25 protein-coding genes are annotated in these 25,116 nt (G+C 70.6%); 9 read left to right on the top strand and 16 right to left on the bottom strand.

What is annotated here, in order from left to right:
- Window positions 1-4: 4 nt before the first annotated feature.
- Window positions 5-580, top strand: coding sequence for an isochorismatase family protein (locus FKO37_RS13090; protein ID WP_037815275.1), 576 nt, complete (start codon window positions 5-7; stop codon window positions 578-580).
- Window positions 581-584: 4 nt separating this feature from the next.
- Here the strand turns inward: FKO37_RS13090 and FKO37_RS13085 are convergent, their stop codons facing one another.
- Window positions 585-1,241: a choice-of-anchor P family protein gene (locus FKO37_RS13085; RefSeq protein ID WP_167754400.1), complete on the bottom strand. Its 657-nt coding sequence runs from the start codon at window positions 1,239-1,241 to the stop codon at window positions 585-587.
- A gap of 187 nt (window positions 1,242-1,428) precedes the next feature.
- Here FKO37_RS13085 and FKO37_RS13080 point away from each other — a divergent pair, with 187 nt between their 5' ends.
- The 3 genes from FKO37_RS13080 (at window position 1,429) to FKO37_RS13070 (ending at window position 4,552) form a co-directional block, all read left to right on the top strand.
- Window positions 1,429-2,019, top strand: a complete 591-nt coding sequence (locus FKO37_RS13080) for a biotin transporter BioY (RefSeq protein ID WP_043827846.1) — start codon at window positions 1,429-1,431, stop codon at window positions 2,017-2,019.
- A 91-nt stretch (window positions 2,020-2,110) separates the two neighbouring features.
- Window positions 2,111-4,162, top strand: coding sequence for an ATP-dependent DNA helicase (locus FKO37_RS13075; protein ID WP_037815279.1), 2,052 nt, complete (start codon window positions 2,111-2,113; stop codon window positions 4,160-4,162).
- A 57-nt stretch (window positions 4,163-4,219) separates the two neighbouring features.
- Entirely contained in the window at window positions 4,220-4,552 is a 333-nt protein-coding gene (locus tag FKO37_RS13070) for a hypothetical protein (protein ID WP_037815281.1), read from the top strand.
- A gap of 267 nt (window positions 4,553-4,819) precedes the next feature.
- Here the strand turns inward: FKO37_RS13070 and FKO37_RS13065 are convergent, their stop codons facing one another.
- From FKO37_RS13065 to ctaD, 4 genes are all read right to left on the bottom strand, one after another.
- Entirely contained in the window at window positions 4,820-5,224 is a 405-nt protein-coding gene (locus FKO37_RS13065) for an OsmC family protein (protein ID WP_134667353.1), read from the bottom strand.
- Between the two features lie 51 nt (window positions 5,225-5,275).
- Window positions 5,276-6,049 carry a peptidyl-tRNA hydrolase gene (locus tag FKO37_RS13060; protein ID WP_238604501.1) on the bottom strand — a complete coding sequence of 258 codons (774 nt, stop codon included), beginning with the start codon at window positions 6,047-6,049 and terminating at the stop codon, window positions 5,276-5,278.
- Complete coding sequence (gene serB / locus FKO37_RS13055) at window positions 6,046-7,275, bottom strand: phosphoserine phosphatase SerB (RefSeq protein ID WP_037815286.1); 1,230 nt, start codon at window positions 7,273-7,275, stop codon at window positions 6,046-6,048. Before serB ends, FKO37_RS13060 begins: the two co-directional genes overlap by 4 nt.
- Before the next feature lie 466 nt (window positions 7,276-7,741).
- The gene (ctaD, locus tag FKO37_RS13050; protein ID WP_037815289.1) at window positions 7,742-9,514 is read right to left on the bottom strand and encodes a cytochrome c oxidase subunit I; all 1,773 of its coding nucleotides are present in this window, start codon (window positions 9,512-9,514) and stop codon (window positions 7,742-7,744) included.
- Between the two features lie 135 nt (window positions 9,515-9,649).
- Here ctaD and FKO37_RS13045 point away from each other — a divergent pair, with 135 nt between their 5' ends.
- Window positions 9,650-10,480, top strand: coding sequence for an aminoglycoside phosphotransferase family protein (locus FKO37_RS13045; protein WP_238604500.1), 831 nt, complete (start codon window positions 9,650-9,652; stop codon window positions 10,478-10,480).
- Here FKO37_RS13045 and FKO37_RS13040 read toward each other — a convergent pair.
- Window positions 10,473-11,210, bottom strand: a complete 738-nt coding sequence (locus FKO37_RS13040) for an alpha/beta fold hydrolase (protein WP_238604499.1) — start codon at window positions 11,208-11,210, stop codon at window positions 10,473-10,475. The genes FKO37_RS13045 and FKO37_RS13040 overlap by 8 nt on opposite strands.
- 51 nt (window positions 11,211-11,261) lie before the next feature.
- On the opposite strand from FKO37_RS13040, the gene FKO37_RS13035 reads away from it, so the two are divergent.
- Entirely contained in the window at window positions 11,262-11,786 is a 525-nt protein-coding gene (locus tag FKO37_RS13035) for a GNAT family N-acetyltransferase (protein ID WP_037815293.1), read from the top strand.
- A gap of 122 nt (window positions 11,787-11,908) precedes the next feature.
- Here the strand turns inward: FKO37_RS13035 and FKO37_RS13030 are convergent, their stop codons facing one another.
- A complete protein-coding gene (locus tag FKO37_RS13030) occupies window positions 11,909-13,378 on the bottom strand; it encodes an MFS transporter (RefSeq protein WP_238604498.1) in 1,470 nt (489 codons plus the stop codon).
- Window positions 13,379-13,403: 25 nt separating this feature from the next.
- On the opposite strand from FKO37_RS13030, the gene FKO37_RS47550 reads away from it, so the two are divergent.
- Entirely contained in the window at window positions 13,404-13,937 is a 534-nt protein-coding gene (locus tag FKO37_RS47550) for a CGNR zinc finger domain-containing protein (RefSeq protein ID WP_308196527.1), read from the top strand.
- A gap of 879 nt (window positions 13,938-14,816) precedes the next feature.
- Here FKO37_RS47550 and FKO37_RS13020 read toward each other — a convergent pair.
- From FKO37_RS13020 to FKO37_RS13005, 4 genes are all read right to left on the bottom strand, one after another.
- Window positions 14,817-16,049, bottom strand: coding sequence for a multidrug effflux MFS transporter (locus FKO37_RS13020; RefSeq protein ID WP_238604497.1), 1,233 nt, complete (start codon window positions 16,047-16,049; stop codon window positions 14,817-14,819).
- A 121-nt stretch (window positions 16,050-16,170) separates the two neighbouring features.
- Window positions 16,171-17,178 (bottom strand): AraC family transcriptional regulator, encoded by a 1,008-nt coding sequence (locus FKO37_RS47545; protein ID WP_238604496.1) that lies wholly within the window; start codon window positions 17,176-17,178, stop codon window positions 16,171-16,173.
- A 46-nt stretch (window positions 17,179-17,224) separates the two neighbouring features.
- Entirely contained in the window at window positions 17,225-17,530 is a 306-nt protein-coding gene (locus FKO37_RS13010; protein ID WP_238604495.1) for a hypothetical protein, read from the bottom strand.
- A 93-nt stretch (window positions 17,531-17,623) separates the two neighbouring features.
- The gene (locus FKO37_RS13005) at window positions 17,624-18,748 is read right to left on the bottom strand and encodes an alkaline phosphatase family protein (protein ID WP_238604494.1); all 1,125 of its coding nucleotides are present in this window, start codon (window positions 18,746-18,748) and stop codon (window positions 17,624-17,626) included.
- Window positions 18,749-18,793: 45 nt separating this feature from the next.
- On the opposite strand from FKO37_RS13005, the gene FKO37_RS13000 reads away from it, so the two are divergent.
- Complete coding sequence (locus tag FKO37_RS13000) at window positions 18,794-18,997, top strand: zinc ribbon domain-containing protein (RefSeq protein ID WP_078870550.1); 204 nt, start codon at window positions 18,794-18,796, stop codon at window positions 18,995-18,997.
- 215 nt (window positions 18,998-19,212) lie between these two features.
- On the opposite strand, the gene FKO37_RS12995 is transcribed toward FKO37_RS13000, so the two are convergent.
- Window positions 19,213-20,325: a PLP-dependent aspartate aminotransferase family protein gene (locus tag FKO37_RS12995; RefSeq protein ID WP_238604493.1), complete on the bottom strand. Its 1,113-nt coding sequence runs from the start codon at window positions 20,323-20,325 to the stop codon at window positions 19,213-19,215.
- Window positions 20,326-20,384: 59 nt separating this feature from the next.
- Here FKO37_RS12995 and FKO37_RS12990 point away from each other — a divergent pair, with 59 nt between their 5' ends.
- Complete coding sequence (locus tag FKO37_RS12990; protein WP_238604492.1) at window positions 20,385-20,900, top strand: Lrp/AsnC family transcriptional regulator; 516 nt, start codon at window positions 20,385-20,387, stop codon at window positions 20,898-20,900.
- Between the two features lie 27 nt (window positions 20,901-20,927).
- Here the strand turns inward: FKO37_RS12990 and FKO37_RS12985 are convergent, their stop codons facing one another.
- From FKO37_RS12985 to dhaK, 4 genes are all read right to left on the bottom strand, one after another.
- Window positions 20,928-22,694 carry a 3-hydroxyacyl-CoA dehydrogenase family protein gene (locus FKO37_RS12985; RefSeq protein WP_238604491.1) on the bottom strand — a complete coding sequence of 589 codons (1,767 nt, stop codon included), beginning with the start codon at window positions 22,692-22,694 and terminating at the stop codon, window positions 20,928-20,930.
- A 114-nt stretch (window positions 22,695-22,808) separates the two neighbouring features.
- A complete protein-coding gene (gene dhaM, locus FKO37_RS12980; protein ID WP_043832144.1) occupies window positions 22,809-23,495 on the bottom strand; it encodes a dihydroxyacetone kinase phosphoryl donor subunit DhaM in 687 nt (228 codons plus the stop codon).
- Window positions 23,492-24,115, bottom strand: coding sequence for a dihydroxyacetone kinase subunit DhaL (gene dhaL, locus FKO37_RS12975; protein ID WP_238604490.1), 624 nt, complete (start codon window positions 24,113-24,115; stop codon window positions 23,492-23,494). The genes dhaM and dhaL overlap by 4 nt, the downstream gene beginning before the upstream one ends.
- Complete coding sequence (gene dhaK, locus FKO37_RS12970) at window positions 24,115-25,116, bottom strand: dihydroxyacetone kinase subunit DhaK (RefSeq protein WP_043832143.1); 1,002 nt, start codon at window positions 25,114-25,116, stop codon at window positions 24,115-24,117. The genes dhaL and dhaK overlap by 1 nt, the downstream gene beginning before the upstream one ends.

Genomic DNA, 25,116 nt, shown 5'->3' with positions numbered 1-25,116 from the left:
GACCATGGGAACCGCGCTGATCGTGGTGGATGTGCAGAACGACTTCTGCGAGGGAGGCTCGCTCGGCCTGCCGGGCGGGGCGGCTGCCGCGGCGGCCATCTCGCAGAAGATGGCCGAGGGCGGCTACACGCACATCGTCGCCACCCGCGACCACCACATCGACCCGGGCGACCACTTCAGCGACACGCCCGACTTCAACACCAGCTGGCCGCCGCACTGCGTCGCGGGCACGGCGGGCGCGTCGTTCCACTCGGCGCTGGATGTCGTGCCGGTCGAGGCGGTGTTCTCGAAGGGCGAGTACACCGCCGCGTACTCCGGTTTCGAGGGCAAGTCCGGCGACGGCAAGACGCTCGAGGAATGGCTGCGCGCGCACGAGGTGACCGACGTCGATGTCGTCGGCATCGCCACGGACTTCTGCGTGCGCGCCACCGCCCTCGACGCCGCGGGCGCGGGGTTCAACGTGCAGGTGCTGCTGGACCTGACCGTCGGCGGCTCGCAGCCGACGGTGGACGCGACGCTGAAGGACTTCGACGAGGCGGGGGTGCGCTACACCGGCACGCCCGCCCTGCCGCCCGCCTGATCGGTTATTGCTGGGGCGCGCCGCCCTTGCCGTACGGGTTGCACGCCGCGGTGCCGAGGTAGATGTCCCCGCTCGCCGGACCGCCTTGCGGGAACAGCTTCACGTGCACCGCGTGCGTGACCAGGCTGCCGTCGGCGGGCTGCGGCGTCACGGTCTCGTTCAGCGTGATCGTGGCCAGCGCCGTGCCCGCCGCGCCGCCGGGGATCGTGACGCGGTAGTTCGCCGGGATCGACGACGGCACGGTGAAGCCGGAGACCTCGCCGATCGACATCGAACCGGTGCTGCCCGAATCGGTCGTGGTGGCGCAGCCGACCGAGTACGTGCGGACCTTCAGCTCCGGCCCGCCGTACCGGGTGAGCAGGTCGGATTCGAACCGCTGCCCGCCGGTCTTCACGTCCGCGACCGGACCCTTCCGTTCGCAGGTGGTGCCGCCGAATCCGAACACCGCGACGTCGCCGGCCGCGCCGCCGGGGGTGCGCGCGGAGGCCGGTCCGTCGGCGTCGCACCGGGCCAGTTCGCCGGTGACGACGTGTTCGTGGTCCACCAGCACGTCGAGGCTGCCCGCCGAGCCCCAGCCGGTGGAGGTCGGCGGACCGGCGTGCGCCACCGCTGGCGCCGTCGCTAGGAAAACCCCGGTGACCAGCAGGATCCGTCCGCGCATTCGCCCTGTCTCCCTTCGCCCGTGCTTCGACATCGGCAGCGCGGCAGGGGTCCCAAACGTCGACGGTCGCAGCTCACCCGGACGTGTGGCGGAAGACAGGGGTGGTGAGGAACGCAACTTGTCTCGTTCCGCCGCCTCGCTCGACGATAACCTGCCCGGACGTCCGTTTTCCGTGGTTGGAGGTCCCGTGTCGTCACTGTCTCTCCCGGCCCGCCGTCAGGTGCTGGCCGACCTCGTGCCCGGCACCCTGGTGCGCGACCTGGCGCTGGTCGCCGGCGGCGCCGTGCTCACCGGCGCGGCCGCGCAGCTGGTCATCCCGCTTCCGGGCACGCCGGTGCCGATGACCGGCCAGACCTTCGCCGCGCTGCTCGTCGGCGCGACGCTCGGCATGCGCCGCGGTGCGGCTTCGATGCTGCTGTACTTGCTCGTCGGCGCGGCCGGCGTCCCGTGGTTCCAGGGCGGCACGTCCGGGCTGTCCGGGGCCTCGGCGGGTTACATCGTCGGCTTCGTGTTCGCCGGTGCGCTCGTGGGCGCGCTCGCCCGCCGCGGCGGCGACCGCACCCCGCTGCGCATGGCGGGGACCATGGTGCTCGGCAATGTCGCGATCTACGCCTTCGGCGTGCCGTGGCTGATGGCCGTCACCGGCTTCGATCTCGCCACCGCTTTCGACAAGGGCGTCACGCCGTTTCTCATCGGTGACGTGCTGAAGACCGTGGTCGCGGCCGGCGTGCTGCCGCTCGCGTGGACCGCGGTTTCGCGCTTCCGCAAGGAAGACTGAGCCGGATTTCCGGGAGCTTCGATCCGGCGCGAGGGGTCCGTTCGCGCCGGATCGAAGATCCTGTCGGACCTGGCGGCTATCGTGTCTCGCTGTGCCCGCCCGAACCGATTTCCCCGGCGTCCTCGAACTCCTCACCCACGCGGTGGAGTCCGTCGGCGGCGCTGAACGCCCCGGCCAGGTGAAGATGGCCGATGCCGTCGGCCACGCCATCCGCACCGGCGAACACCTCGCCGTGCAAGCGGGAACGGGCACCGGCAAATCGCTGGCGTACCTCGTGCCCGCGATCCGGCACGCGGTGGAGAAAGACACCACCGTCGTCGTCTCCACGGCCACCATCGCGTTGCAGCGCCAGCTGGTCGACCGTGATCTCCCGCGCCTGGCGAAGGCGCTCAAGAAGCCGCTCGGGCGCGAACCGACTTTCGCGATCCTCAAGGGCCGCCGCAACTACCTGTGCCTGCACCGGCTCGACACCGGCCCGGCCGACGAGCCCGAGGACGCGCAGCTGTTCGACCCGTTCGCGGTGTCCCGGCTGGGCAAGGAAGTCACGCGGCTGCACGAGTGGACGTCGGACACCGAAACCGGCGACCGCGACGAGCTGGTGCCCGGCGTCTCCGACCAGGCGTGGCGGCAGGTTTCCGTCACCGCAAGGGAATGTCTCGGCGCCGCGAAGTGCCCGGTCGGCACCGATTGCTTCGCCGAACGCGCGCGAGCCGAAGCGGGTCGCGCCGATGTCGTGGTCACCAACCACGCGCTGCTGGCCATCGACGCGCTGCAGGGCTACCAGGTGCTGCCGGACCACGACCTGGTGATCATCGACGAGGCGCACGACCTGGTCGACCGGGTCACCTCGGTCGCGACCGGCGAACTCACCAGCGCCATGGTGTCGGCCGCCGCGCGGCGCTGCGGAAAGCTGATGGACGCGGGCATCGCGGACCGGCTGCTGGAGTCGTCCGACGGCCTCGCGCTGATCCTCGACGACATCCCGGCCGGAAGGCTCGACGCGCTGCCCCGCCCGTTGCAGGGCGCGATCCCGGCGGTGCGCGACGCGGCGAAGGAATGCCTCACCGCGCTGGGCTCGGATCGCAAGGAAGACGTCGGCGAGGCCACCGCGCGCAAGCTGGCGCGTTCGCTGCTCGAAGAAGTGCACGACACCGCGGTGCGGCTGCTCGACGCGTACGACGAGGATCTGGCGCACCAACGCGACGTCGTCTGGCTGACCGGCGACAAGTATTCGGCGAACCCGCGTCCGCCGGCGTTGAAAGTCGCGCCGCTGGGCGTCGCGGGGTTGTTGCGGGAGCGCGTGTTCAACCAGCACACCACCGTGCTGACCTCGGCGACGCTCACCCTCGGCGGCGAATTCGACACGATGGCACGGCAATGGGGCCTCCCGCCGAGCGGCCCGCGCGTGGTGAAGTCGCCGGGCACGGCCACCGACAAGGAAGCCCCGTCGGACGAGGACAGCGGCCCGAAGTGGACCGGGCTGGACGTCGGCTCGCCGTTCGACCACCGTCGCAACGGCATCCTGTACCTCGCCAAGCACCTGCCGCCGCCCGGCCGCGACGGACTCGCGGAGTCCACAATGGACGAACTGGCCGGGCTGGTCGAAGCCGCGGGCGGCCGTACGCTGGGCCTGTTCTCCTCGATGCGCGCGGCGAAACAGGCCGCGGAGGCCATGCGGGAACGGCTCGACCACCCGATCCTCTGCCAGGGCGACGACGCCACGCCGTTGCTGGTGCGGCAATTCGCCGAAGACGCGCGCACCTGCCTGTTCGGCACGCTCACGCTGTGGCAGGGCGTGGACGTGCCCGGGCCGTCGCTGCAGCTCGTGGTGGTGGACCGGATCCCGTTCCCCCGTCCGGACGATCCGGTGTCCTCCGCACGCCAGCGCGCGGTGGAAGCCCGAGGCGGCAACGGATTCCTCACCGTCGCCGCGACGCACGCCGCGCTGCTGCTGGCACAGGGCACCGGACGGCTGCACCGCTCGGTCACCGACCGCGGCGTAGTGGCCGTACTGGATTCCCGGCTGGCCACCGCCCGCTACGGCGGTTTCCTGCGCGCGTCGCTGCCGCCGTTCTGGCCGACAACAGATCCGCAGGTCGCACGCGACGCACTGAAGCGCCTCGACGCGGCCGCGCCCGCCTGACCGAGCGAACCGGACAGGCGGGTACGGTGAATGGAACGAACACGACAGGGAGCACCGTTGACCCAGGATTCGTCCAGCGCCCAATCCCGGACCGTCAGTGTTGACGACACCGGGGTCCGGCGCCGGCTCGCCGATGGCAGCGAAGAAGCTGTGACGTGGTCGGACCTGCAATCCGTCATGGTGAGAGTCATCCCGGACGGCCCCTGGAACGAAGACGTCTTCTTCATGCTGGTCGGCAACGACGGCAAAGGCACCGCGGTCCCGAGCGGCGACCCGGCCGCGGACGCCCTCATCGAACGCCTGCAGACCTTGCCCGGCTTCGACAACGAGAAGTTCATCGAGGCGATGACCACGGACGCCGACCAGGCGTACGTGGTGTGGCAAAGCTGAGCCGGATCAGCTCGACGCCGGGTTGCCTTTACTGGTAGCGACCCGGCCGGGAAGCCTTGCTGGGCAAGGGTTGGCGGTCCGCGGGTTTCGGTTTCAGCGGCTCTGCTGTGGTCGGCGGGAGCGGCTCGGCAGGCATGACCTTCCGCGCCGCTCCACCGCAGACCTTCGTCGGCCGCTTGACTGCGCGACTCACGAACCGCCCGTCGCGGCCTGACATCCTTGCCACGAAGCGCCCACTAGCGCGATTCGACGGCCCACCGCTGAGACTCAGGCAGTCGGGAAAGTCTCCGTCACCGGAATCGCCTTCTTCAGCGTCCGGCTCACCGTGCACAGCCGCTCGATCGCCCGGTCCACCGCGCCCGCCAGCGCCTCCCGCTGGGTTTCGTCCAGTGCCGACACGTCGACGTCGAACGCGACGTGCACCGCGTCCAGTTCCGAGGCTCCCTCGCGCCGGTCTGCGGTCACGGAGACCCTGAACTTCGAGTCCTCGCCCACTCGCCGCGTGATCAGCTGTTCCGCCGTCACCGCGGAGCAGCCCGCCGCCGCGATCTGCAGCAGTTCTGCCGGGGAGAACGCGCCCTCCGCGCCGGCCCGGCCCAGCCGTACTTCCGCGCCGCGCTCGTTGCGGCCTACGAAACTGTGCGTGCCTTCGCGCTGTACTTCCAAGGTCATCCGAGACGCCTTTCCACCCGTCGGGTCACTGCATTGGCGCAACCGCGCGGGTCACGCCGATGTTCCGGGCTGCTGCGCCAGCACGGTGATCGTGCCGGGATCGACCTCGGTGAATCCCGCGTCGCGGACGGCGATGACGCGGTTGTCCCGCCAGCCCGCCTCCGGGTCCTCGACCGGGCACAGCTCCTTCCACCGGGCCGGGCTGGGCGTGCGGACCGCGACCCGGTAGTCCTTCGCCGCCCAGGCCGCCAGTTCGTCGTCCGGCAGCAGTGCCGCGAGGATCATCGTGGCGTGCCCGACCTGCGCGGACGCCTTGCCGACGGTCATCGGGACGTCCGGGTTCAGCATCACCAACGGGACGTCCGCCGGGGCCGGGCCGGGCGTGTCGGCGGGCAGTTCGCTGCCGGAGATCTGCAGTCGCGAGACCTCTTTCGGGGCCTCCCTGACCAGCCCGGGCACGAGCGCACGCGCCTGCGCGCCGTCGACCTCGATGGTGATTCCCGGCTGGTCGAGCACCGCCTGCCAGTGCGCGCCACGAGCCCGGCGCGCGACCTTCCGGATGCGGTTGTCCAGCCACGCGTGCACCGGCTCGGCCCATTCGCCGCCGGGCTGGACGCGGTCGTCCAGGCACACCGCCAGCGCCGCCGCGGCCGCCGCTTCGAGCAGCGCGGTGCGGCCGGGCGGTTCGGCGCGTTCGATCCGCAGGATGATCGGCATCGCGCGGACCTCGTCCGGGTTCTCGTCGGACGTGTCCGAGGTGTCCTCGGCGGGCAGCCCGAGCCACGAGGCGTACCGGGCGCGCAGCGGTTCGAGCAGCGGGTTCACGGGCGGGCCAGTTCGAGTCCGTCGGCCGCGTCCGCCGCCTCGACCTCGGCGCGCGTGACGCCGAGGACGAACAGCACCGCGTCGAGGTACGGGTGCGAGAGCGCGGTGTCGGCGACCTCGCGCAGCGCGGGCTTGGCGTTGAACGCGACGCCCATGCCGGCCGCGGCCAGCATGTCGATGTCGTTGGCTCCGTCTCCGACCGCGACGCACGCGCCCAGCGGGATCCCGTACTCGCCGGCGAACCGGCGCAGCGCGGTCGCCTTGCCCGCCCGGTCCACGATGTCGCCGACCACGCGGCCGGTGAGCTTGCCGTCGACGACCTCCAGTTCGTTGGCCGCCGCGAAGTCGAGGCCGAGGTCGTCCACGAGATGGTCGATGACCTGGGTAAACCCGCCGGAGACGACGCCGCAGCGGAAGCCCATGCGCTTGAGCGTGCGGACGGTCGTGCGGGCCCCCGGGGTCAGCTCGAGTTTCGCCGCGACCTCGTCCATCACGCTGGCGGGCAGCCCGGCGAGCAGCGAAACGCGCCGCTCCAGCGACTCGGCGAAGTTCAGCTCGCCGCGCATCGCCGCCTCGGTGATCTCGCGGACCTGCTCCTCGACCCCGGCGTACGCGCCGAGCATCTCGATGACCTCGCCCTGCACGAGCGTGGAGTCGACGTCGAAGACCACCAGCCGCTTCGCCCGGCGCGTGATGCCCGCGCGCTCGACGGCGACGTCAATGTTGGCCTCGGACGCCGCGTCGGCCAGCATGGACCGCAGTTCGGCGTCCGTTTCCTCGGTGTCTTCGCGCACCGAGACGTACAGCTCGAGCCCGGTCACCGGGTAGTCGGCGACGCTGCGGATCGAGTCGATGTTCGCCCCGACGCCCGCCAGCCGCCGCGCGATCTCGGAGAACGCCCGCGCGGTCACCGGACGCCCGAGCAGGACGAGCACGTGCGACGAATCGCGCCGGCCGAGCGCGAATGGGTCCGCGCCGATCGCGTCGCCGATCCGGACCTCGACCTCCATGCCGACGGTCGCCATCGCCTGCTCGACGGACTCCTGGAGCCCCTCCGGGTCGCGGTAGACGCCGGCGAGCACGCCGAGCACGAGCTGCCCGCGGATGACCACCTGCTCGATGTCGAGCACGTCCACGTCGTGCCGGGTGAGCACGGCGAACAGCACGGACGAGACCCCGGGCTTGTCCGGACCGGTCGTGGTGATGAGGACGGGAGTCTGGCTCACTGGTTCGGTATCCCTCGTTCGTCTCGGCACCGACGCTTAGGCCACGGCGAGTCGGCACGCCCAGTCTGGCCTCCAGTGGCGGCGGGCAGAATGCCCCCGTGCCGTGCTTCACACCGCCGGTGCCACGAACGGGCGATGAGCGGCGCTGAGGGCGGGTCGGATGAGGCCGAATGAGCGGCGGGGTCAGGTGCGCGCGGCGGACGGCTAGGAGTCCACGGGCGGTCCTCAGCGGCAGCAGGCGGGCGACTCAGGCCGCCGAGAGGTCTCTGACGAAAGCAGGCCGAGCGGCAACGGATCGGCCGTGCGAACGGTGCTCGGGCTAGGTCTGGCGGCCCAGTCGGTCCTCGGGAGCCTTCACGCCGGTTCCAGCCAGCCGAGCCACGGCACTCCGGACGCAAAAACGGCGCGTGCCCGGCCGAGAGAAACCTCGACCGGGCACGCGCCGGGCACATCCTGCGAGCGCTCGTTACTGCTCGCTCGCGTTGTCCTTGCTGTGGTCGCCCGGCATGGTGGCGTCCACGAGCTTCTGCGACGGGGCCCCGACGTGCTTGGCCTTGCCGAAGAAGCCGATCTCGCCTTCCGCGTGGAGGCGTTCGACCATGTGCGGGTAGTGCAGTTCGAACGCCGGCCGCTCGGAGCGGATCCGGGGCAGTTCGGTGAAGTTGTGCCGCGGCGGCGGGCAGGACGTGGCCCACTCGAGCGAGTTGCCGTAGCCCCACGGGTCGTCGACCGTGACGATCTCGCCGTACCGGTAGCTCTTGAACACGTTCCAGATGAACGGCAGCGTGGACGCCCCGAGGATGTACGCGCCGATCGTGGAGATCGTGTTCAGCGTGGTGAACCCGTCGCTGGCCAGGTAGTCCGCGTAACGCCGCGGCATGCCCTCCGCGCCCAGCCAGTGCTGGACCAGGAACGTGGTGTGGAAGCCGATGAACGTGGTCCAGAAGTGCCACTTCCCGAGCTTCTCGTCCATCATCCGGCCGGTGATCTTCGGGAACCAGAAGTAGATCCCGGCGAAGGTCGCGAACACGATCGTGCCGTAGAGGACGTAGTGGAAGTGCGCCACCACGAAGTAGCTGTCCGACACGTGGAAGTCGATCGCCGGGGCGGCCAGCATGATGCCGGTCAGACCGCCGAAGAGGAACGTGACGATGAAGCCCATCGAGAAGATCATCGGCGTCTCGAAGGACAGCTGGCCCTTCCACATCGTGCCGATCCAGTTGAAGAACTTCACGCCGGTCGGGACCGCGATGAGGAACGTCATGAAGGAGAAGAACGGCAGCAGGACCGCACCGGTCGCGTACATGTGGTGCGCCCACACCGCCACCGACAGCGCCGCGATCGACAGCGTCGCGAAGACCAGGCCCTTGTAGCCGAACACCGGCTTGCGGCTGAAGACCGGGAAGATCTCCGACACGATTCCGAAGAACGGCAACGCGACGATGTAGACCTCGGGATGGCCGAAGAACCAGAACAGGTGCTGCCACAGGATCACCCCGCCGTTGGCCGGGTCGAACACGTGGGCGCCGAGGTGCCGGTCCGCCATCAGGCCGAACAGGGCCGCGGTGAGGATCGGGAACGCGAGCAGGATCAGGATGCTCGTGATCAGGATGTTCCAGGTGAAGATCGGCATCCGGTACATCGTCATGCCCGGTGCGCGCAGGCAGACCACCGTGGTGATCATGTTGACCGCACCGAGGATGGTGCCCAGACCGGATACTGCCAGGCCCGCGATCCACAGGTCGGCACCGACGCCGGGCGAGTGGATGGCGTCCGAGAGCGGCGTGTAGGCGAACCAGCCGAAGTCGGCGGCGCCGCCGGGCGTCAGGAAGCCGGACAGCACGATCAGGCTGCCGAACAGGAACAGCCAGTAGGAGAACGCGTTCAGCCGCGGGAACGCCACGTCGGGCGAGCCGATCTGCAGCGGCAGGACGAAGTTCGCGAACCCGAAGAGGCTCGGCGTCGCGTACAGCAGCAGCATCACCGTGCCGTGCATGGTGAACAGCTGGTTGTACTGCTCCTGGGACAGGAACTGCTGCCCGGGCTGGGCGAGCTCCGTCCGGATGAGCATGGCCATCGCGCCGCCGATCATGAAGAAGGCGAACGACGAGACCAGATACATGATCCCGATCTGCTTGTGGTCCGTCGTGCGGAACAACCGCAGCAGGTACGAACCCTTTGCCGTCTCGCGCGCGGGATACGGGCGCGTCGCGATCGGCTTGGGGGCTACGGCCGTCACTCCTGCCTCCAACACTGCAACCTTGTGGTGGTCAACTTCGGGGCGCTCGGGCTCAGGCGGGCCTGATCCGGGCGGTCAAGGGGATCGTAGCCCTCGGTACCGACAGTCGCTCGCACCGGCTGCTTAGATCACCGCATGACCGACCCGTTCCGCGCCGCGGCGGTCTCCTCCGCGCTCGCCGCCGGCCGCCGGTTCGGCCTGGCGACGGGGTCGGCCGAGGTGCTGCACGAGCGCTCGAACGTGCTGGTGAGGATGGGTCCGGTGGTAGCGAGGGTCCCGGCCACCACGCGGTTGCTGCGGCCGGACGCGACGGCGTGGCTCGAACGGGATGTCGCCCTTTCGGCCTACCTCACCGAACGTGGTGTGCGCGTCGTCTCACCGACCGCGGATCCCCCGGCCGGACCGCATTTCGCGGAGGGGTTGCCGGTCACGCTCTGGCACTGGACCCCGCACGATCCGGACCATCGGCACGGGCCGGACGAGACCGCCGCGTCGCTCGCCCGGGTCCACGCCGCGTTGCGCGGCTATCCCGGCGAACTGCCGTCCCGCGGCCCGGTCGGCGAGCTGCTGGACACCGTCGCCCGCAGCGGTTCGCTGCTGGACGGGTTCGCCGACCGGATCGGCGCGGAAACGGAACGGCTCGCCGCGCTGCTGCCCTCCGGCCCGGTCCAGCCCCTGCACGGCGACGCACATCCCGGCAACCTCATCGAAACCGCCGACGGCCCGTGCTGGCTCGACTTCGAGGACACCTGGCGCGGACCGCTCGAATGGGACCTGGCGATCCTCGCGCGACAGGGCGGTCCGGAGTTCCTCGCCGCGTACCCGGGCGAAGCGGACGAAGCCGTCCTCGCGACGTGTACGCAGCTTCGCTCGCTCTTCGCGGTCACGTGGCGGTTTCTGATCGCACAGCGCTTCCCGCACCGCCTCGACGAAGCACGCGCCGCGGCCGTCGACTACTTCAGCTGACCCAGCCGAGGATCGCTTCGACCACGCCCGCCGGGTCCTCCAACGGCGTCAGGTGCCCGACGTCCGGGAGAACGGCGAGGGTCGCGTCGGGGAGTGCTTCGACCATGGTGTTGGCGGCGTCGAGCGGCGTGATCGCGTCGCGCTCCCCCACGATGACGAGCGCCGGAACGTCGGTTTCGCGCAGCAGGTCAACGGAATCGGGCCGGTTGCGCATCGCCCGCGCGGCCCAGGCGACCCCGGACGGCGGCTGCGCGTCGATCAATTCGCGCACGCGCGCGCGAACGTCGGCGGACGCGGTGTCGGCCAGCAGGTTCGGCAGATTCGCGTCGGCCAGCCAGCCTTTGACGCCTTCGGCCTCGGCGCGATTCGCGACGTCGAGCCGGGTTTGCGCGGCTTCGGGTGTGTCCGCGGCAGCTTTGGTGTCGATGAGGACCAGCCCGCCGACGCGCTCGGGCGCCTGCCGCAGGACGGCCATCGCGAGGTAGCCGCCCATCGAACAGCCGCCGAGAACCACCTGGTCGAGTTCGAGCTTGTCCAGGAGCGCGACGACGTCCCTCGCCGCGTCCGCCAGCTCCGGCTCGGCTTCGCTCTCCGGCAGCGGACTCCGGCCGAGGCCGCGCTGATCAGGCGTGATGACCCGGAAGCGTTCCGCGAGCGGCGCGCGGACCGGGTCCCACATGCGGGCGTCGAGCGGGAAGGCGTGCAGGAGCACCAACGGCAGTTCGGTCATGGCGGAGATTGTCGCTGTTTTGGGGCGCGATTTTTGTCGGACCCCGTCGTTATGGTCGGGGGCGTGACAGAGATCGTGACGGAAAGGCTGGTGCTGCGGCACTTCGTGGAGGCGGATCGGCAAGCGGTGGTGGAGATCCAGAGCGACCCGGAGACGAACCGGTACAACCCGCGTCCGCCGGACACCGCGACCACGCTGGTGATGTTCGACAGCTGGCTCGAGCACTGGGCGACGTTCGGCTATGGGTATCTGGCGGTCCGGGAGCGAGGCAGGCCGGAAGCCGCCGACGGGTCGGACGTGATCGGCATGGCCGGAGTGCGCAACCGGGAGTTCCGGGGCGAGAAGGTGCTGAACCTGGCGTACCGCTTCCGCCCGTCGGCGTGGGGGAAGGGCTACGCGGTGGAGGCCGCGCGGGCGTCGGTGGAGTGGGCGGAGCGGGAGATACCGGCGATTCCGGTGCTGATCAGCGTGGCGGTGACGAACACGCCGTCGTTGCGGGTGGTGGAGAAGCTGGGTTTTACGGATTACGTGGAGGAGGAGTACGACGGGGCGATTTCGCGGCATTTCCGGCGGTGAGGCTGGGCTGGGCTGGGCTGGGGTCCGATTCTGCGGTTCGCTGCCCTGAACCCTGGCGTGGAAAGTCCGCCGGTTATCGCATCAGGTAGGCAGCTTGCGCGGTGAACTCGCGGCCGGACAGGTCACCTTTCGCTGAGATGGTTGGTGGTGGTCCGGGTCGAGCGGTTGGCGTTGCCCCGGGTTGAGCCGTCGGTGATGTCTTGGGCCGAGCGGTTCGTGTTGTCCCGCAACAACCATCTGCCGACGAGACCGCTCGTTACCGCGATCGCGCCGCACAGGGACAGGACCAGCAGCACCCCGTGGGTCGCCCCGGTGCTCCCCTCGCCGTGGGTCGCGTAGACCGCGCCGGACACCGCGATTCCCAAGGCCAATCCGAGTTGCCGGGAGCTGTTCGCGGCGGCGCCAGCGGTGCCGCCGTACTCAGCGGGCACCGAAGCGATCGCCACCGCGGGGAAGACCGGGGACACGATGCCCGCGCCGATACCAGTCAGGATCAGCGCCGGCAGCAAGGCGATCCAGGTCGGGCTGAGCAGCACCGCGACCGCGGTCAAGCAGCCGAAGCCGAGCAGCATCGCCGCGCCGCCCAGCACCCGACCCGGCGACCTGGCGTGCAACCGTCCGCTGATCAGCGCCGACACCGCGACGAACACCACCACCTGCAGCGCCAGCACCGCCGACGTCGCCGCCGAACTGAGGCCGGTCCCGTTCTGCAGCCACAGCGAAATCACCGGCAGCGCACCGAATCCGGCGAAGTAGTAGCTGAACGCGACGAGCAAAACGCCGAGGAACCGGCGCGTCGCGAACAAGGCGGTCGGCACCATGGGCGCGCTGCTGCGCCGTTCGACGACCACAAACGCGCCGATGGCGACCGCCGTGACCAGGTACCCGATCACCGCACCGGCGGAAGCCCATCCGCGATCGCCGCCGGTGATGACGGAATAGGTGAGGCTCGTCGCGGCGAGCGAGAACGTGGCGATGCCCGGGTAGTCGACGGTGCGGCCGCGCGCTCGCGGCCCCTCCTTCAACGACGTCGCCGCCATGACGATCGCGACCGCGCAGATGGGCAGGGAAACGAAGAAAATCCAGCGCCAGCCGAGCACCTGCGCGAGCACGCCGCCGGAGAAGGTGCCCACCGCGCTGGCCACTCCGGCGACCGTTCCCCAGACCGCGAACGCACGGGCGCGGTCCCGGCCCTCGTAGGTCAGCCCGACCAGCGGCAGGATCGTCGCGAACATCGCCGCGCCCGCGACGCCCTGCACGACCCGCGCGGCGATCAGCTCGCCGGGCGTTCCGGACAGGCCGCAGGCGAGCGTCGCGACGGAGAACAGGACCAGCCCGGCGAGGTAGACGCGCTTGCGGCCGAGGAGATCGCTCAACGAGCCGAAGCCCAGCAGCAGACCGGCGAGCGCGACCGTGAAGACGTCCACGATCCATTGCAGCTGCCCGTATCCCGCGCCGAGCTCGGCTCCGATCGCGGGCAGCGCGACGGTGACGATGCTGGTGTAGATCAGCAGCAGGAACGTGCCGACGCACGCGGCGATCAACGGAACCCAGGACGGAGCTTCGGGCTCAGCGCGGCTCGTTAGAGACATACCGAGAGCGTGCTGTAATAGGCTTATGCCGCATAACTCTTACTACCGGAGTTTCCTCAAATTCGTGACCGGCCTCTCCAATGACCGTCCCGCGGACCTCGCCGACCTGCTCGGACGCTGGGACGAACCGGAGATGGGCCCGGTCCCGCCGGTCGCCGATGAGGATTTTCCCGAGGTGTGCGCTTTCCTGGACCGGTGGATCGAGGTCGTCGACGCCACGGACGAGACGGACCGGGTCCGGCTGCTGAACGCCCTGCTGGCCGAGGCCGCCGCCTACCCGCGGATCACCGAGCACGACGGGTACAGCTGGCATCTGCACTACCAGGACGACGGGATGCGCCTGCCCGCGGTATTGCGCGGGGTGACTTCCGTGGCGGCGGCCCAGTACCTGACCTCGACCAGCCTGCACCGTCTCGGCCGCTGCGCCGCGGCGGAATGCCGCCGAGCGTTCGTCGACTTCACCCGCAGCGGCACGCAGCGGTACTGCACCCACGCGTGCGTCAACCGCGACGCGGTCCGGAGGCACCGGGCGCGCCGGAAGGAAATGCTTTCGCCGTAAGGGGTTCCCTGTTCCAGCGCTCGTCCGGCCAGCGGGGTCGAGGTCCGCGCGCCGCGGACTCGCCGCAACCGGAGCGGCCTCGGCTGAGCACGCGCCAGCTTCAGCGCGCCGAGCGAAATCATGTTCGCCGTCGTCTCGTGTCCGGCGACGAGCAGCAGGAAAGCCATCCGCACCAAGGCCGTCCGCCGGTATTCGCCGTCCTCGCGGCCCTTCCGGATCTGGCGGCCGAGCAGATCGTCGGGCGGGGCCGCTTCCTTTTCGACGATCAGCGTCTCCAGCGCGGCCAGCAGTTCGTCGATCGCCCGCAGCCGCTGCGGCGCGGTGGCGGTGCGCAGCAGCATCGTGGTGGAGCGGGTCTGGAAGAAGTCGTGGTCGGAGTAGGGCACCCCGAGCTGTTCGCAGATCACCCGGGAGGGCACCGGCAACGCGAGCGCACGGACCAGATCCGCGGGTTTCGGACCGGCCAGCAGGGCGTCGAGGCATTCGTGCACGACGCGTTCGATCCGCGGCCGCATCCCCCGGACCCGGCGGACGGTGAACTCGCCCGCCACCGCGGACCTGGCGGCGCGGTGCTCGGCGCCGTCCATGGAGATCATCGTGCGGCGGAAGGCGCCCGGCTGGCCGTCCACGGGAAAGGGGAAACCCTGCCGTTGCCGGTCGGCGCTGAACCGGTCGTCGGCGAGCACGGCGCGGATGCCGCGGTGCCCGGCCACTGCCCACACCGGCATCCCGGACGGCAGCCGCATCCGCACCGGGCGGGCCGCGTCCCGCACCCGCACGTGCTGCGCGTTGGGCCGGTAGGGGCAGGCCCGGGCGAGCTCCAGTTCGAGAGCCGCGGTCAGTTCGTCTTCCGGAACGGGCACGGGAATCTCCTTTCGCTCATGCGGTTTCGGGCTCGCCGTTCCCTTCCCCCGGACGCGCGAGCACGAACAGGGCAACCGCCGCCACGAGCGCGAAACCCAGCACCGCGACGGCGGTGGACAGCGCGGTGGTGGCTCCGGCCGCGCCGGGCAGCGGGGCCGCCGCCGCGCCGATCAGGAACTGCGCGCCGCCGATCAGGCCGGAGGCCGCGCCGGGGGCGTCCCCGCCGATCGCGAGGATGATCGTCGTCGAAGCGGGCAGCACGATGCCGAATCCGAAGGTCGCGCCGAACAGGCAGGTCCAGGTCGTGGGCACCGTGCTGACGCCGGCGAGAAGCAGCAGCACGAGCGTGCCCGTCGCGAGCGCCATCACGAGCACGCCGATCGTGAGCAGGGTGTTCAGCCGCACGCGTCCGGCGAGCCGGGCGAACAGCGCGCCGGCCACGACGGTGCCGGCCGCGTTCGTCGCGAAAACGAGGCTGTAGACGGCGGGCGACAAACCGTAGCCGTCCTGGAAGACGAACGGCGAGCCGCTGATGTAAGCGAACAACGCGCCGATCCCGCAGCCGGCCACGAGGAGATGCCCGACCAGCGCGCGCCGCCGGAGCAGCCGGCCCATCGCGGCGGCAGCCCGCCGGGAGCCGCCGGGCAGCCGCCGGTGCGCCGGCAGCGATTCCGGCACCCAGTAGCCGACCCCGGCCAGGAGCAGCATCCCGGTCACGGCGAGCACCGCGAACACCAGCCGCCACGAACCCAGCCCGACGACCGCCCCGCCGAGCACCGGGGCCAGCACCGGCGCGGTCGACCCGATCACGCTGAGCGCGGTCAGCCTGCGCGTCGCGCCCGCGCCGGTGAACAGATCGCTGATCACCGCCCGTCCGAGCACGATCCCCGCGCCGCCGGCCACGCCTTGGCACAGCCGGGCGAGGTCGAACACCGCGAGGTTCGGGGCGAGCGCGCACACCGCGGAAAAGACCGTGAACAACGCGGCGCCGGCGAGCAGCAGCCGACGGCGGCCGAGCGTGTCGCTGACCGGGCCGAGCACGAGCTGCCCCGCCGCGAATCCGACGAGACACGAGGTGAGCGAGAACTGCACCGCCGCGGTGGTGGTCCCGAACGAGGAGACGATCTGCGGGAATCCCGGCGCGTACATGTCGACCGCGAACGGCGACACCGCGGAAAGACCGCCGAGGACGAGGACAAGCCGTCCAGTTCCGGTACGCGGGGTCGCGGTGTCGATGCCGCCGTTCATGAGCCTCCACTCCGTCCGAGCCACAACGCGGCCGGCGAGCGACCGCTGCCGTCATCGTCGGCGGCTCGGCGCGGTTGTGGTGTGGAGCGCGAGGCTCAGTGCTGTGGAGATCGTTGCGGCGTCAGGTCCGGTCGCGCCGGAACCGGGCGGGCGAACTACCGCGGTCCCGGCGGAAGGCGTACCCGAAATTGCTCGCCGACGCGTATCCGACCTCGGACGCGATCCGCGCGACCGGCCAGTCCGTCTCCACCAGCAGGACCGCCGCCCGGTCGAGGCAGCGGCGCCGGTGGTGCTCCATCACCGGAATCCCGTACAGGGCCCGGAATCCGGTGGTGAGCCGGCGCACCGACATCGCGGACGCCCTGGCCAGCTGAGCCAGCGTCGGCGGGTCGTGGCGCTGCTGCCACAGCAGGTCGGGGACGCGGCGCAACGCGGCCGCCTCGTGGTCTTCCAGCTCAGGTTCGCCGGTTTCGGCGGGCGTGGCTCCCAGCCCGTCGGCCAGTGCGGCGAGCGCGGCCATCAGCCGGGATTCCAGGAACAGCAGGCGGCCCGCGGAACCCCGGCGATGCGCGAAGATCTCCCGCAGCGGACCGGCGGCGGGCAGCAACGCCGTCGAGCGGCCCAGATACCGCTGGCGGGCGAGGTGTTCCGGCCCGATCGCGGGCAGCGAGTACGCGCCGAGGTCCTGGAGGTAGGACTCCAGCCCGGTCCAGGTCCCGGTCACCGAGACCGCGCGATAACGCTCCCCCGCCTCGTATTCGACCATTCCTTCGAGAGCGCTGCGGGAACTCAGCGACACCGCGCTGGCGCGCATCTCGCCGGTGCCGGCGCCGGACTCGCGGATGCGCATCCGCCCGCCGAGGCAGTGCTCCAGCTCGAAATGGTCGCCGGGGAACCGGTATTCGACCCGGTGCGTCCCGGAGAACTCGACGTCGTAGCGGACGAGCGACAGCCCGCGCCGCAGCGTCGTGACCTCGATCGCGCCATCGCCGAACTCCGGCCGCAGCCGGTGCCGGACCGTCCCGTCGGGCCCCGGTTCGGCGCACGCGATCGACGACAGGTAGGCCGCGTGGCTGTCCTCGGCCGCGGCGGAGCCGGTCGGACCGCAGATCTGGTGAGACTGGATCACGACAAGCAAGGGTAGCCTTACTCGCTGGCTCGTGTCGCTTCCTCGTTCACCAACGCCGGTTCGGCCGTCGCCGCGCCCGGGCCTCCCAGCAGGGCCGATGCCAATGCCTGCGATCCGCGACGCCGCCGGTCTCGTCGGCGGGCCACACGACCAGGTGCGGGACGCCCGGGCGGATCTCGTGGTCGCAACCGGGACAGCGGTAGGTCTTCGCGGCCTGCGAGCCGGGGACGGTGCGCACCAGCCAGTCGCCGTCGGGGGCGGATTCGCTGCGGGCCCAGCCGCTGACCGCGCCGGCGTCCGGCCGTTCGACGGGATCGGGACGGCCTCGGCCGGGTCGATTGCGTCTGGGCACGCAGCCACGGTAACCGGACGTCGGGTCGGTTCGGCCACACACCCCGAGCCGCACCCGCCGACGCTGCGGAAGGTGCGTGAGCTCCGCCAGGGATCAGCCTCGGGCGATCGCCAGTGGGACGAGTTGCTCCGCCGACGTCAGCGAGCCGTGCTGGCCCACCAGGTTCGATTCCACGGCCTCGGCGAGTTCGCGGACCATGCCGAAGGTTCCCGTCGCCGCGGCAACGACGTCGCCGATCCGCGGACGCACCCGATCGCTCACCGCGGCGCCGAACCAGCCTGCCGCGATCGCCTCCTCGCGCGGCAAAACCCAGGCCCGCTGACCGAGGACCTCACGCCACGCGGCCACCACATCCGCCGTCGCGCCAGGTTCGGTGTAGACGTGCCGCGCGCGGACCTCGCCGCCGAACGCGCGGACGCCTGCCAGCAGTTCCGGAGCGTCCTCCAGGTTCAGTTTCTCCTCGACGGTCACCATTCCGTGGTCCGCCACCACCGCCAGCACGGCACCGGCGGGCAGTCCGTCCACAATGGACTCCACCAGCCGGTCGACGTGCCGGAGCTGCATCCGCCACGCGGTCGAGCCGGGGCCGTAAAGGTGGCCCAGCAGGTCCAATTCGCTGTGGTAGGCATAGCAAAACGCGCGCGACGAGAGGATGTCCAAGGTTCGCGCGGCCAGGTCGCCCAGCGCGTGTACGCCGGCGTATCGGGCACCGCTTTGCGTTGCTTGCGTCAGGGCTGTGTTGGCGAAATGCGCCGAGGACACCACCGCGGCCTCGATCCCCGCGGCGGCGGCGCGTTCGAAGGTCGTCGGGAGGGGTTGGACTTCGCGGGGCGGCAGGGCGCCTCGGAGGTCGCTGCCGTCGTCGTGGGAGCGCCAGCGCAGGGCGTTCAGGACGCCGGTTCCCGGGATCTCGAAGGTGTAGCCGACCATGCCGTGCTCACCCGACGCCAGACCGGTGCCGATCGCGGCGACGCCGGCGGCGGTGGTCGACGGGAAGCCGACTCGCAGGGGGCTGGTGGCGAGTTCGGTGAGAACGGGGGCGTCGGCCGCGTGCTGGGCGAGCAGTTCCCAGCCGAGGCCGTCGATGAGGAGCACGCACGCGCTGCGGGCTTCGGGCAGCGCCAGGCCGCCGTCCTCGCCGGGCACGCCCAGCGCGCCGAGCAGAGCGGGAACGACCTGGCCGAGGTGCGGAACATCCGCGTACTGGGGCACATCCACCCGGACAGCTTCCCACCAACGCGGCCCGCCAGCGATAATCAACGCATGCCCACCTACGCCTACCGCTGCCGCGACTGCACCGAGACGTTCGAACTCCAGCGCCCGATGGCCGAGTCCAGCGCGCCCGCCCCGTGCCCGGAGGGGCATACGGACACGGTCAAGCTCCTCACGACGGTCGCGCTCACCGGTTCGGCCTCCGCGCCCGCACCGGCTGGCGGAGGGTGCTGCGGAGGCGGTTGCTGCAGCTGACCGGCTCGCAGCGCGGCTGGGGCGCCCGGCTGGCGAGGGGCTGGTTGCCGAAGCTGGCTGGCGAAGCTTCCGGCCGGTTGCCGCAGCCGATCAGCGCACCTCGCGACCGGGCCGACCAGTTGGCGAGGGGCTCGGTCCCGAAGCTGCCTGGCAAAGCTTCCAACCCAGCCCCGTGCTCACCGGTCCGGCGAACTCCTGAACCCCGGCGCGCCCGATCAGCAGGACTTCAGCGCCTGATCCAGGTCAAGCCACAAGTCCTCGACATCCTCCAGCCCCGCCGAAAGCCGCAGCAGGCCGTGGGTGATGCCCGAGCCCGTACGGTCGTCCTCGGCGACGATGCGGTGCGTCAGCGAGGCCGGGTGCTGGATCAGCGTGTCGACGCTGCCCAGGCTCACCGCGGGCGTGATCAGCCGCACCGCGCCGATGACCGCGTGGGGGTCGCCGGTTACCTCGAAGGCCACCAGCGGCCCGCCCAGTTTGGGGTAGTGCACGACGCTCACCGACGGGTGCGAGGCCAGGCGCGAAGCCAATACGGCGGCGGTTTCCGAAGCAGCCTTCACTCGCAGCGGGAGTGTCGAGAGGCCGCGCAGCAGCAGGTATCCGGCGAGGGGGTGCAGCACGCCGCCGGTCGCGAAGCGCAGGGAACGCAGGCGCGCGGCTTCCTCGGCGTCGCAGGCCACGATGCCGCCCATGACGTCGCCGTGGCCGCCCAGGAACTTGGTCGCGCTGTGCAACACCATTCGGGCGCCCAGCCGGCCGGGGCGCTGCAGGACTGGCGTCGCGAAGGTGTTGTCGACCAGGACCGGGACGTCGCCGCAGGCCTCGGTCAGGGTGGCGATGTCCAGTTCGCTCAAGGTCGGGTTCGCGGGCGTCTCCACGAAAACCAGGCCGGTGTCGGGGCGCAGAGCCTCCGCGACATCCTCGGGCGCGGTCCAGGTGACCTCGGTGCCCAGGAGGCCGGTGGTCAGCAGGTGGTCCGTGCAGCCGTACAGCGGCCGGACGCCGACGATGTGCCGTTTTCCTTGCGATACCGCGGAAAGCAGGCACGCGGAGACCGCCGCCATGCCGCTCGCGAAGGCCACGGCGTGGTCGAAGCCTTCGAGTTCCGCCAGCGCCTGCTCGAACCGTTCGACGGTCGGGTTGCCGATCCTGCCGTAGATGCCGGTGACGTTCCCGCCCGCGGCGAACTCGTCGATCCGGCGGGCCTCCTCGGCACTGTCGCGCGCGGGGTAGGTCGTGGAGAAGTCGAGCGGGGCGGCGTGCAGGCCGAGGTCGGCGAGATCGTCGCGACCGGCGTGGACGGCTCGGGTGCGCAAGGCGGAAGTCATGGCAATCACGTTCGGACACGACACGGGCGTAACGCAACAATCTCGGATAAGATTCAGCGATGAGCGAGACCGTCGAACTGAATCCGGTTGATCTTGAGATTCTGCGGGTGCTGCAGAACGATGCCCGGACGTCGAACAAGGAGCTCGCGGCCGCGGTCGGGCTCGCGCCGTCGACCTGTCTGGACCGGGTGGCGCGGCTGCGCGAGACCGGCGTGATCACCGGACAGCACGCCAAGGTCGACGCGGCGAAGGTCGGGCGTCCGCTGGAAGCGTTCCTGTTCGTGCAGGTCCGGCCGCATCGACGGCCGCTGGTCGAGCAGTTCGTGGAACATCTCCTGACGCTGCCGGAGATTCGCGCGGTTTACCACCTGACCGGGCCGGACGACTTCCTCGCGCACGTCGCCACCACCTCGGCCGCGGAGTTGCAGCGGCTGGTGCTGGACGAGCTCACCTCCCGCGACGAGGTCGCCCGCGTGCACACCAACCTCGTGTTCCAGCAGTGGCAAGGCGGCCCGCTGCTGCCGCCGGACGGCGAACCCGCCCAGGGCGCGCGCATCCGGCGGCGCGACCGGTGATCGGACCGTTCTCTACCCATAGAAGCGTCAGTAGTCCTTGAAACCCTTGCCGGTCTTGCGGCCCAATCGTCCCGCCGTCACGAGGTGTTCCAACAACGGTGCCGGCGCGAAGCCTTCTTCGCGGAACTCGTTGAACAGCGTCCGCTCGATCGCCAGCGACACGTCCAGCCCGACCACGTCCAGCAATTCGAACGGTCCCATCGGCAGACTGCAGCCGACCTTCATCGCGGTGTCGATGTCATCCGCCGACGCGTAATGCGCTTCCAGCATTTTCACCGCGTCGTTGAGATACGGGAACAGCAACGCGTTCACGATGAATCCGGCCCGGTCGCCGCAATGCACCGGGTGTTTGCCGACCGCCGCGCACACTGCCGTCGCGGTCGCGGTGACATCGGGAGCGGTGGCGATCGTCGACACCACTTCCACCAGTTTCATCACCGGCGCGGGATTGAAGAAGTGCAGGCCGATCACGTCACCGGGGCGCGAAGTCGCCGCCGCGCATTCGATGACCGGCAGTGAGGACGTCGTGGTGGCGAGCACCGCGCCCGGCTTGACGACCTCGTCCAGCGCCGAAAACACCGCCTGCTTAACGGAAAGCTCCTCGGCCACCGCTTCGACCACCAGGTCGACGTCGGCCAGTTCCTCGAATTCCGTCACCGGACGGATCCGGCCGAGCGCGGCCGCAGCGTCCTCTTCGGACAGTTTGCCCTTCACCACGGCCTTGTCGAGCGACTTCTTCACCTTCGCCACCGACGCTTCGGCCTTATCCATACTCCGCGCCCGCAGCACGACGTCAAACCCGCGCTTGGCAAACACTTCCGCGATTCCGGTCGCCATTGTGCCGGTGCCGATCACGCCGACAGACCGCACTTCGCGAGCCACCGAAGAGTCCACTTCGGACGAAGTGACCGAATCCACCACCACCGGCGAATCAGGTGCGTCGTAGGTGTAGAAACCGCGTCCGCTCTTGCGGCCCAGCTGCCCCGCGGTGATCATCTGCTTCAGCAACGGCGCGGGCGCGTGCAGCCTGTTCCGCGATTGGTGGTACATCGTGTCGAGGATTTCGTACGCGGTGTCCAGCCCGATCAGGTCGAGCAGCGCGAGCGGGCCCATCGGGTAGCCGCAGCCGAAACGCATTGCCGCGTCAAGATCTTCGCGGGTGGCGTAGCGCTGCTCGTACATCCGCACCGCGTGGTTGAGATAGCCGAACAGCAGCGCGTTCGCGATGAACCCGGCCCGGTCGCCCATCACCACCGGCGATTTGCCCAGCCGCTGCGCGAATTCCACGACGTCGGACACCACGTCCGGCTCGGTGACCACCGTGCGCACGACCTCGACCAGCTTCAGCACCGGAGCCGGGTTGAAAAAGTGCATCCCGACGACCTTGCCCGGCCGCGCGGTGTGCACGCCGATCTCGGTGATCGACAGCGAGGACGTATTGGACGCGAACACCACGTCCGGCCGGGTCACCTGGTCCAACTGGGTGAACACCTCGGCCTTCGCCGCGAGGTTCTCCGGGATCGCCTCGATCACCAAGTCCACTTCGGACAGTTCGGCCAGCGAGGTCGTGGTGCGGATCCGGCCGAGCAGCGCCTCGCGGCCCGCCTCGTCGAGCTTGCCGCCCGCGAGCGCCCGTTCGGTCGAATGCCGCAGGTGGCCGAGGCCGCGTTCGACCCCGGCCTCGTCGAGTTCCACCGCGACCACGTCGAGCCCGCTGCGGGCGAGCACCTCGGCGATGCCCGCGCCCATCGTGCCTAGACCGACCACACCGACCGTCGAGATTTCCCGTGCCACAGGGCCTCCAGAGGTTACCCGCTGGTAATTGCCGCTCACTGTGCCACGCGAGCCCCTCGAAAGCACATCGGAATCGAGTCAGTCCGGGCGAAGTCACCCGGTCGGAAACCGGCGTTACTCCCCGAAGTTCGACTCCACCAGCTCGGCCACCTTCGCGACCGCCTCCGCCGCCTGGAGCCCGCGCGCCCGCACCACGATCCGGTCGCCCTGGCGCGCACCGAGCGACATCAGCGCCAGCACGCTGTGCGCGTCCGCCTCCTGCTCGCCCAGCCGGATCGACACCTCGGCCTCGAATTCCGCCAGGCTGCGCACCACGACCGCGGCCGGGCGCGCGTGCAGGCCGACGTCGTTGGTCAGCGTGAATTCCTTCTCCACCACGCCTTCCTCGCCGGCCGCCGACAGGTCGACCGCGGCCAGGTCGGGTGCGACACCGGCGCTCGCCGCGGCCTCGCCCACCGCCTTGGCGTTCGCGCCGCCCTGCGCCGCGACGGCCGCCGCCACCGCGCCTTCCACCAGCGGCGCGTCGACCACGACCGCGGCGGACGGGTCAGCGAGCGATTCGACCGCCAGCTCAGCGGTCATCTGCGCGCTGCCGAGGTCGTACAGCAGCACCACGCCGTCGCCGGAATCCGCCCGCTGAGTGGCCGCGACGACCTCGTCGTAGTCGGTGCCGATGCCGCCGCCGTCGGGCAGCCCGCCCGCCGGGACGATCCGGACGTCCGGGGCCATCTGGGCCGCCAGGTCGGCCAGGCCCTCGGCCAGTTTCGCGCTGTGCGACACAAGAACGATTCCGACGGTCACCGGGCCGCCTCCGCGAACGCACGCAGCAGCAGCGCCGTCGAACGAGCGCCCGGATCCATGTGCCCGACCGCCCGTTCCCCGAGGTACGAGGCACGTCCCTTGTGCGGGATCAAGTCCACAGTGGACTCCGCACCGCGGTCCGCTCCGTCCGCCGCCGCGGTGAGCACGTCCGCGATCGATCCGTCCGCGGTGCCTTCAGCCGCGGAGAGCGCCGGAATCAGCGCGTCGACCATCGTCGCGTCGCCGCCCACTGCCTTGCCGCGCGCCTGCACGCCTTCCAACGCCGCCCGCAACGCGTCCAGCAGCAACGGCACATCGATCTCCGCCGCGTCGCCGAGCTTCGCCGACGCACGCAGGAAAGCCGTGCCGTAAAGCGGTCCGGCCGCGCCGCCGACCTTGGAAATCAACGTGGTGGCAGCGAGTTTCACGACTCCGGCCGGGGTTTCCGGCACCGCGGTCTCCAGCGCGGAGACGATGGCGGTGAACCCCCTGCTGAGGTTCTCGCCGTGGTCGGCGTCGCCGATCGCGCGGTCCAGGTCCACCAGTTCGGTGCGGTGTTCGGCGATCACTTCGGCGGCGGCGCGCAACGCGGCCGCGACCCCTTCGGCAGTGCAGGCCATCAGATCCCCCATCGCAGCGCGGGAGTGCGCACCGGCGCGTCCCACAACTGCGTAAGCTCGTCGTCCAGTTTCAGCAGGGTCAGGCTGATGCCCTGCATTTCCAGGCTGGTGATGTACGGGCCGACCAGCCTGCGTTCCACCAGGATCCCGCGCTCGGCCAGCAGCCGTTCGGCGATGCCGTGCGCGAGGTACAGCTCCAGCTGCGGCGTGCCGCCCATCGAGTTCGTGAACAGCAGCACCTTGTCGCCGGATTCGAACGGCAGGTCGGACACCACTGCCTCGACCATCCGGGCGACCAGCGCGTCCGCCGGTTCGGCCGGGATCCGCTCGCGGCCGGGTTCGCCGTGGATGCCGATGCCGAACTCGATCTCGTCCGGTCCGAGGTCGAAACTCGGCTCGCCCGCGTGCGGAACGGTCGGCGCGGACAGCGCGACGCCGATCGACCGGACCTGCCCGATCACCTTGCGCGCCAACGCTTCCACCGCGTCCAGCGCATCGCCGCGCTCGGCCGCCGCGCCGGCGATCTTCTCCAGCAGCACGGTGCCGCCGACGCCGCGCCGCCCGGCGGTGAACGTGGAGTCCTTGACCGCCACGTCGTCGTCGATGACCACGCTGCGCACGTCCAGGTCCTCGGCCGCGGCCAGTTCGGCGGCGGTCTCGAAGTTCAGCACGTCGCCGGTGTAGTTCTTCACGATCAGCAGCGCCCCGGCCGGTCCGGTGGTCGCCGCGATCGCGCCCTGCACCGCGTCCGGGGTCGGCGAGGTGAACACCGGCCCGGGCACCGCGGCGTCGAGCATCCCGGGGCCGACGAACCCGCCGTGCAGCGGTTCGTGCCCCGACCCGCCGCCGGACACCACCGCGACCTTGCCCGCGACCGGCGCGTCCGCGCGCACGACCAGCGCCGGATCGTCGCGCACGCGCAGCAGGTCCGCGTGCGCGACCGCGAGCCCTCTCAGCGATTCGGCGACGACGGCCGCCGGATCGTTGATGATCTTTTTCAT

This window comes from Amycolatopsis sp. Poz14 (genome assembly GCF_006704225.1).
GTDB lineage: Bacteria > Actinomycetota > Actinomycetes > Mycobacteriales > Pseudonocardiaceae > Amycolatopsis > Amycolatopsis nivea.
This window is presented reverse-complemented; position numbering and strand designations above follow the sequence as displayed.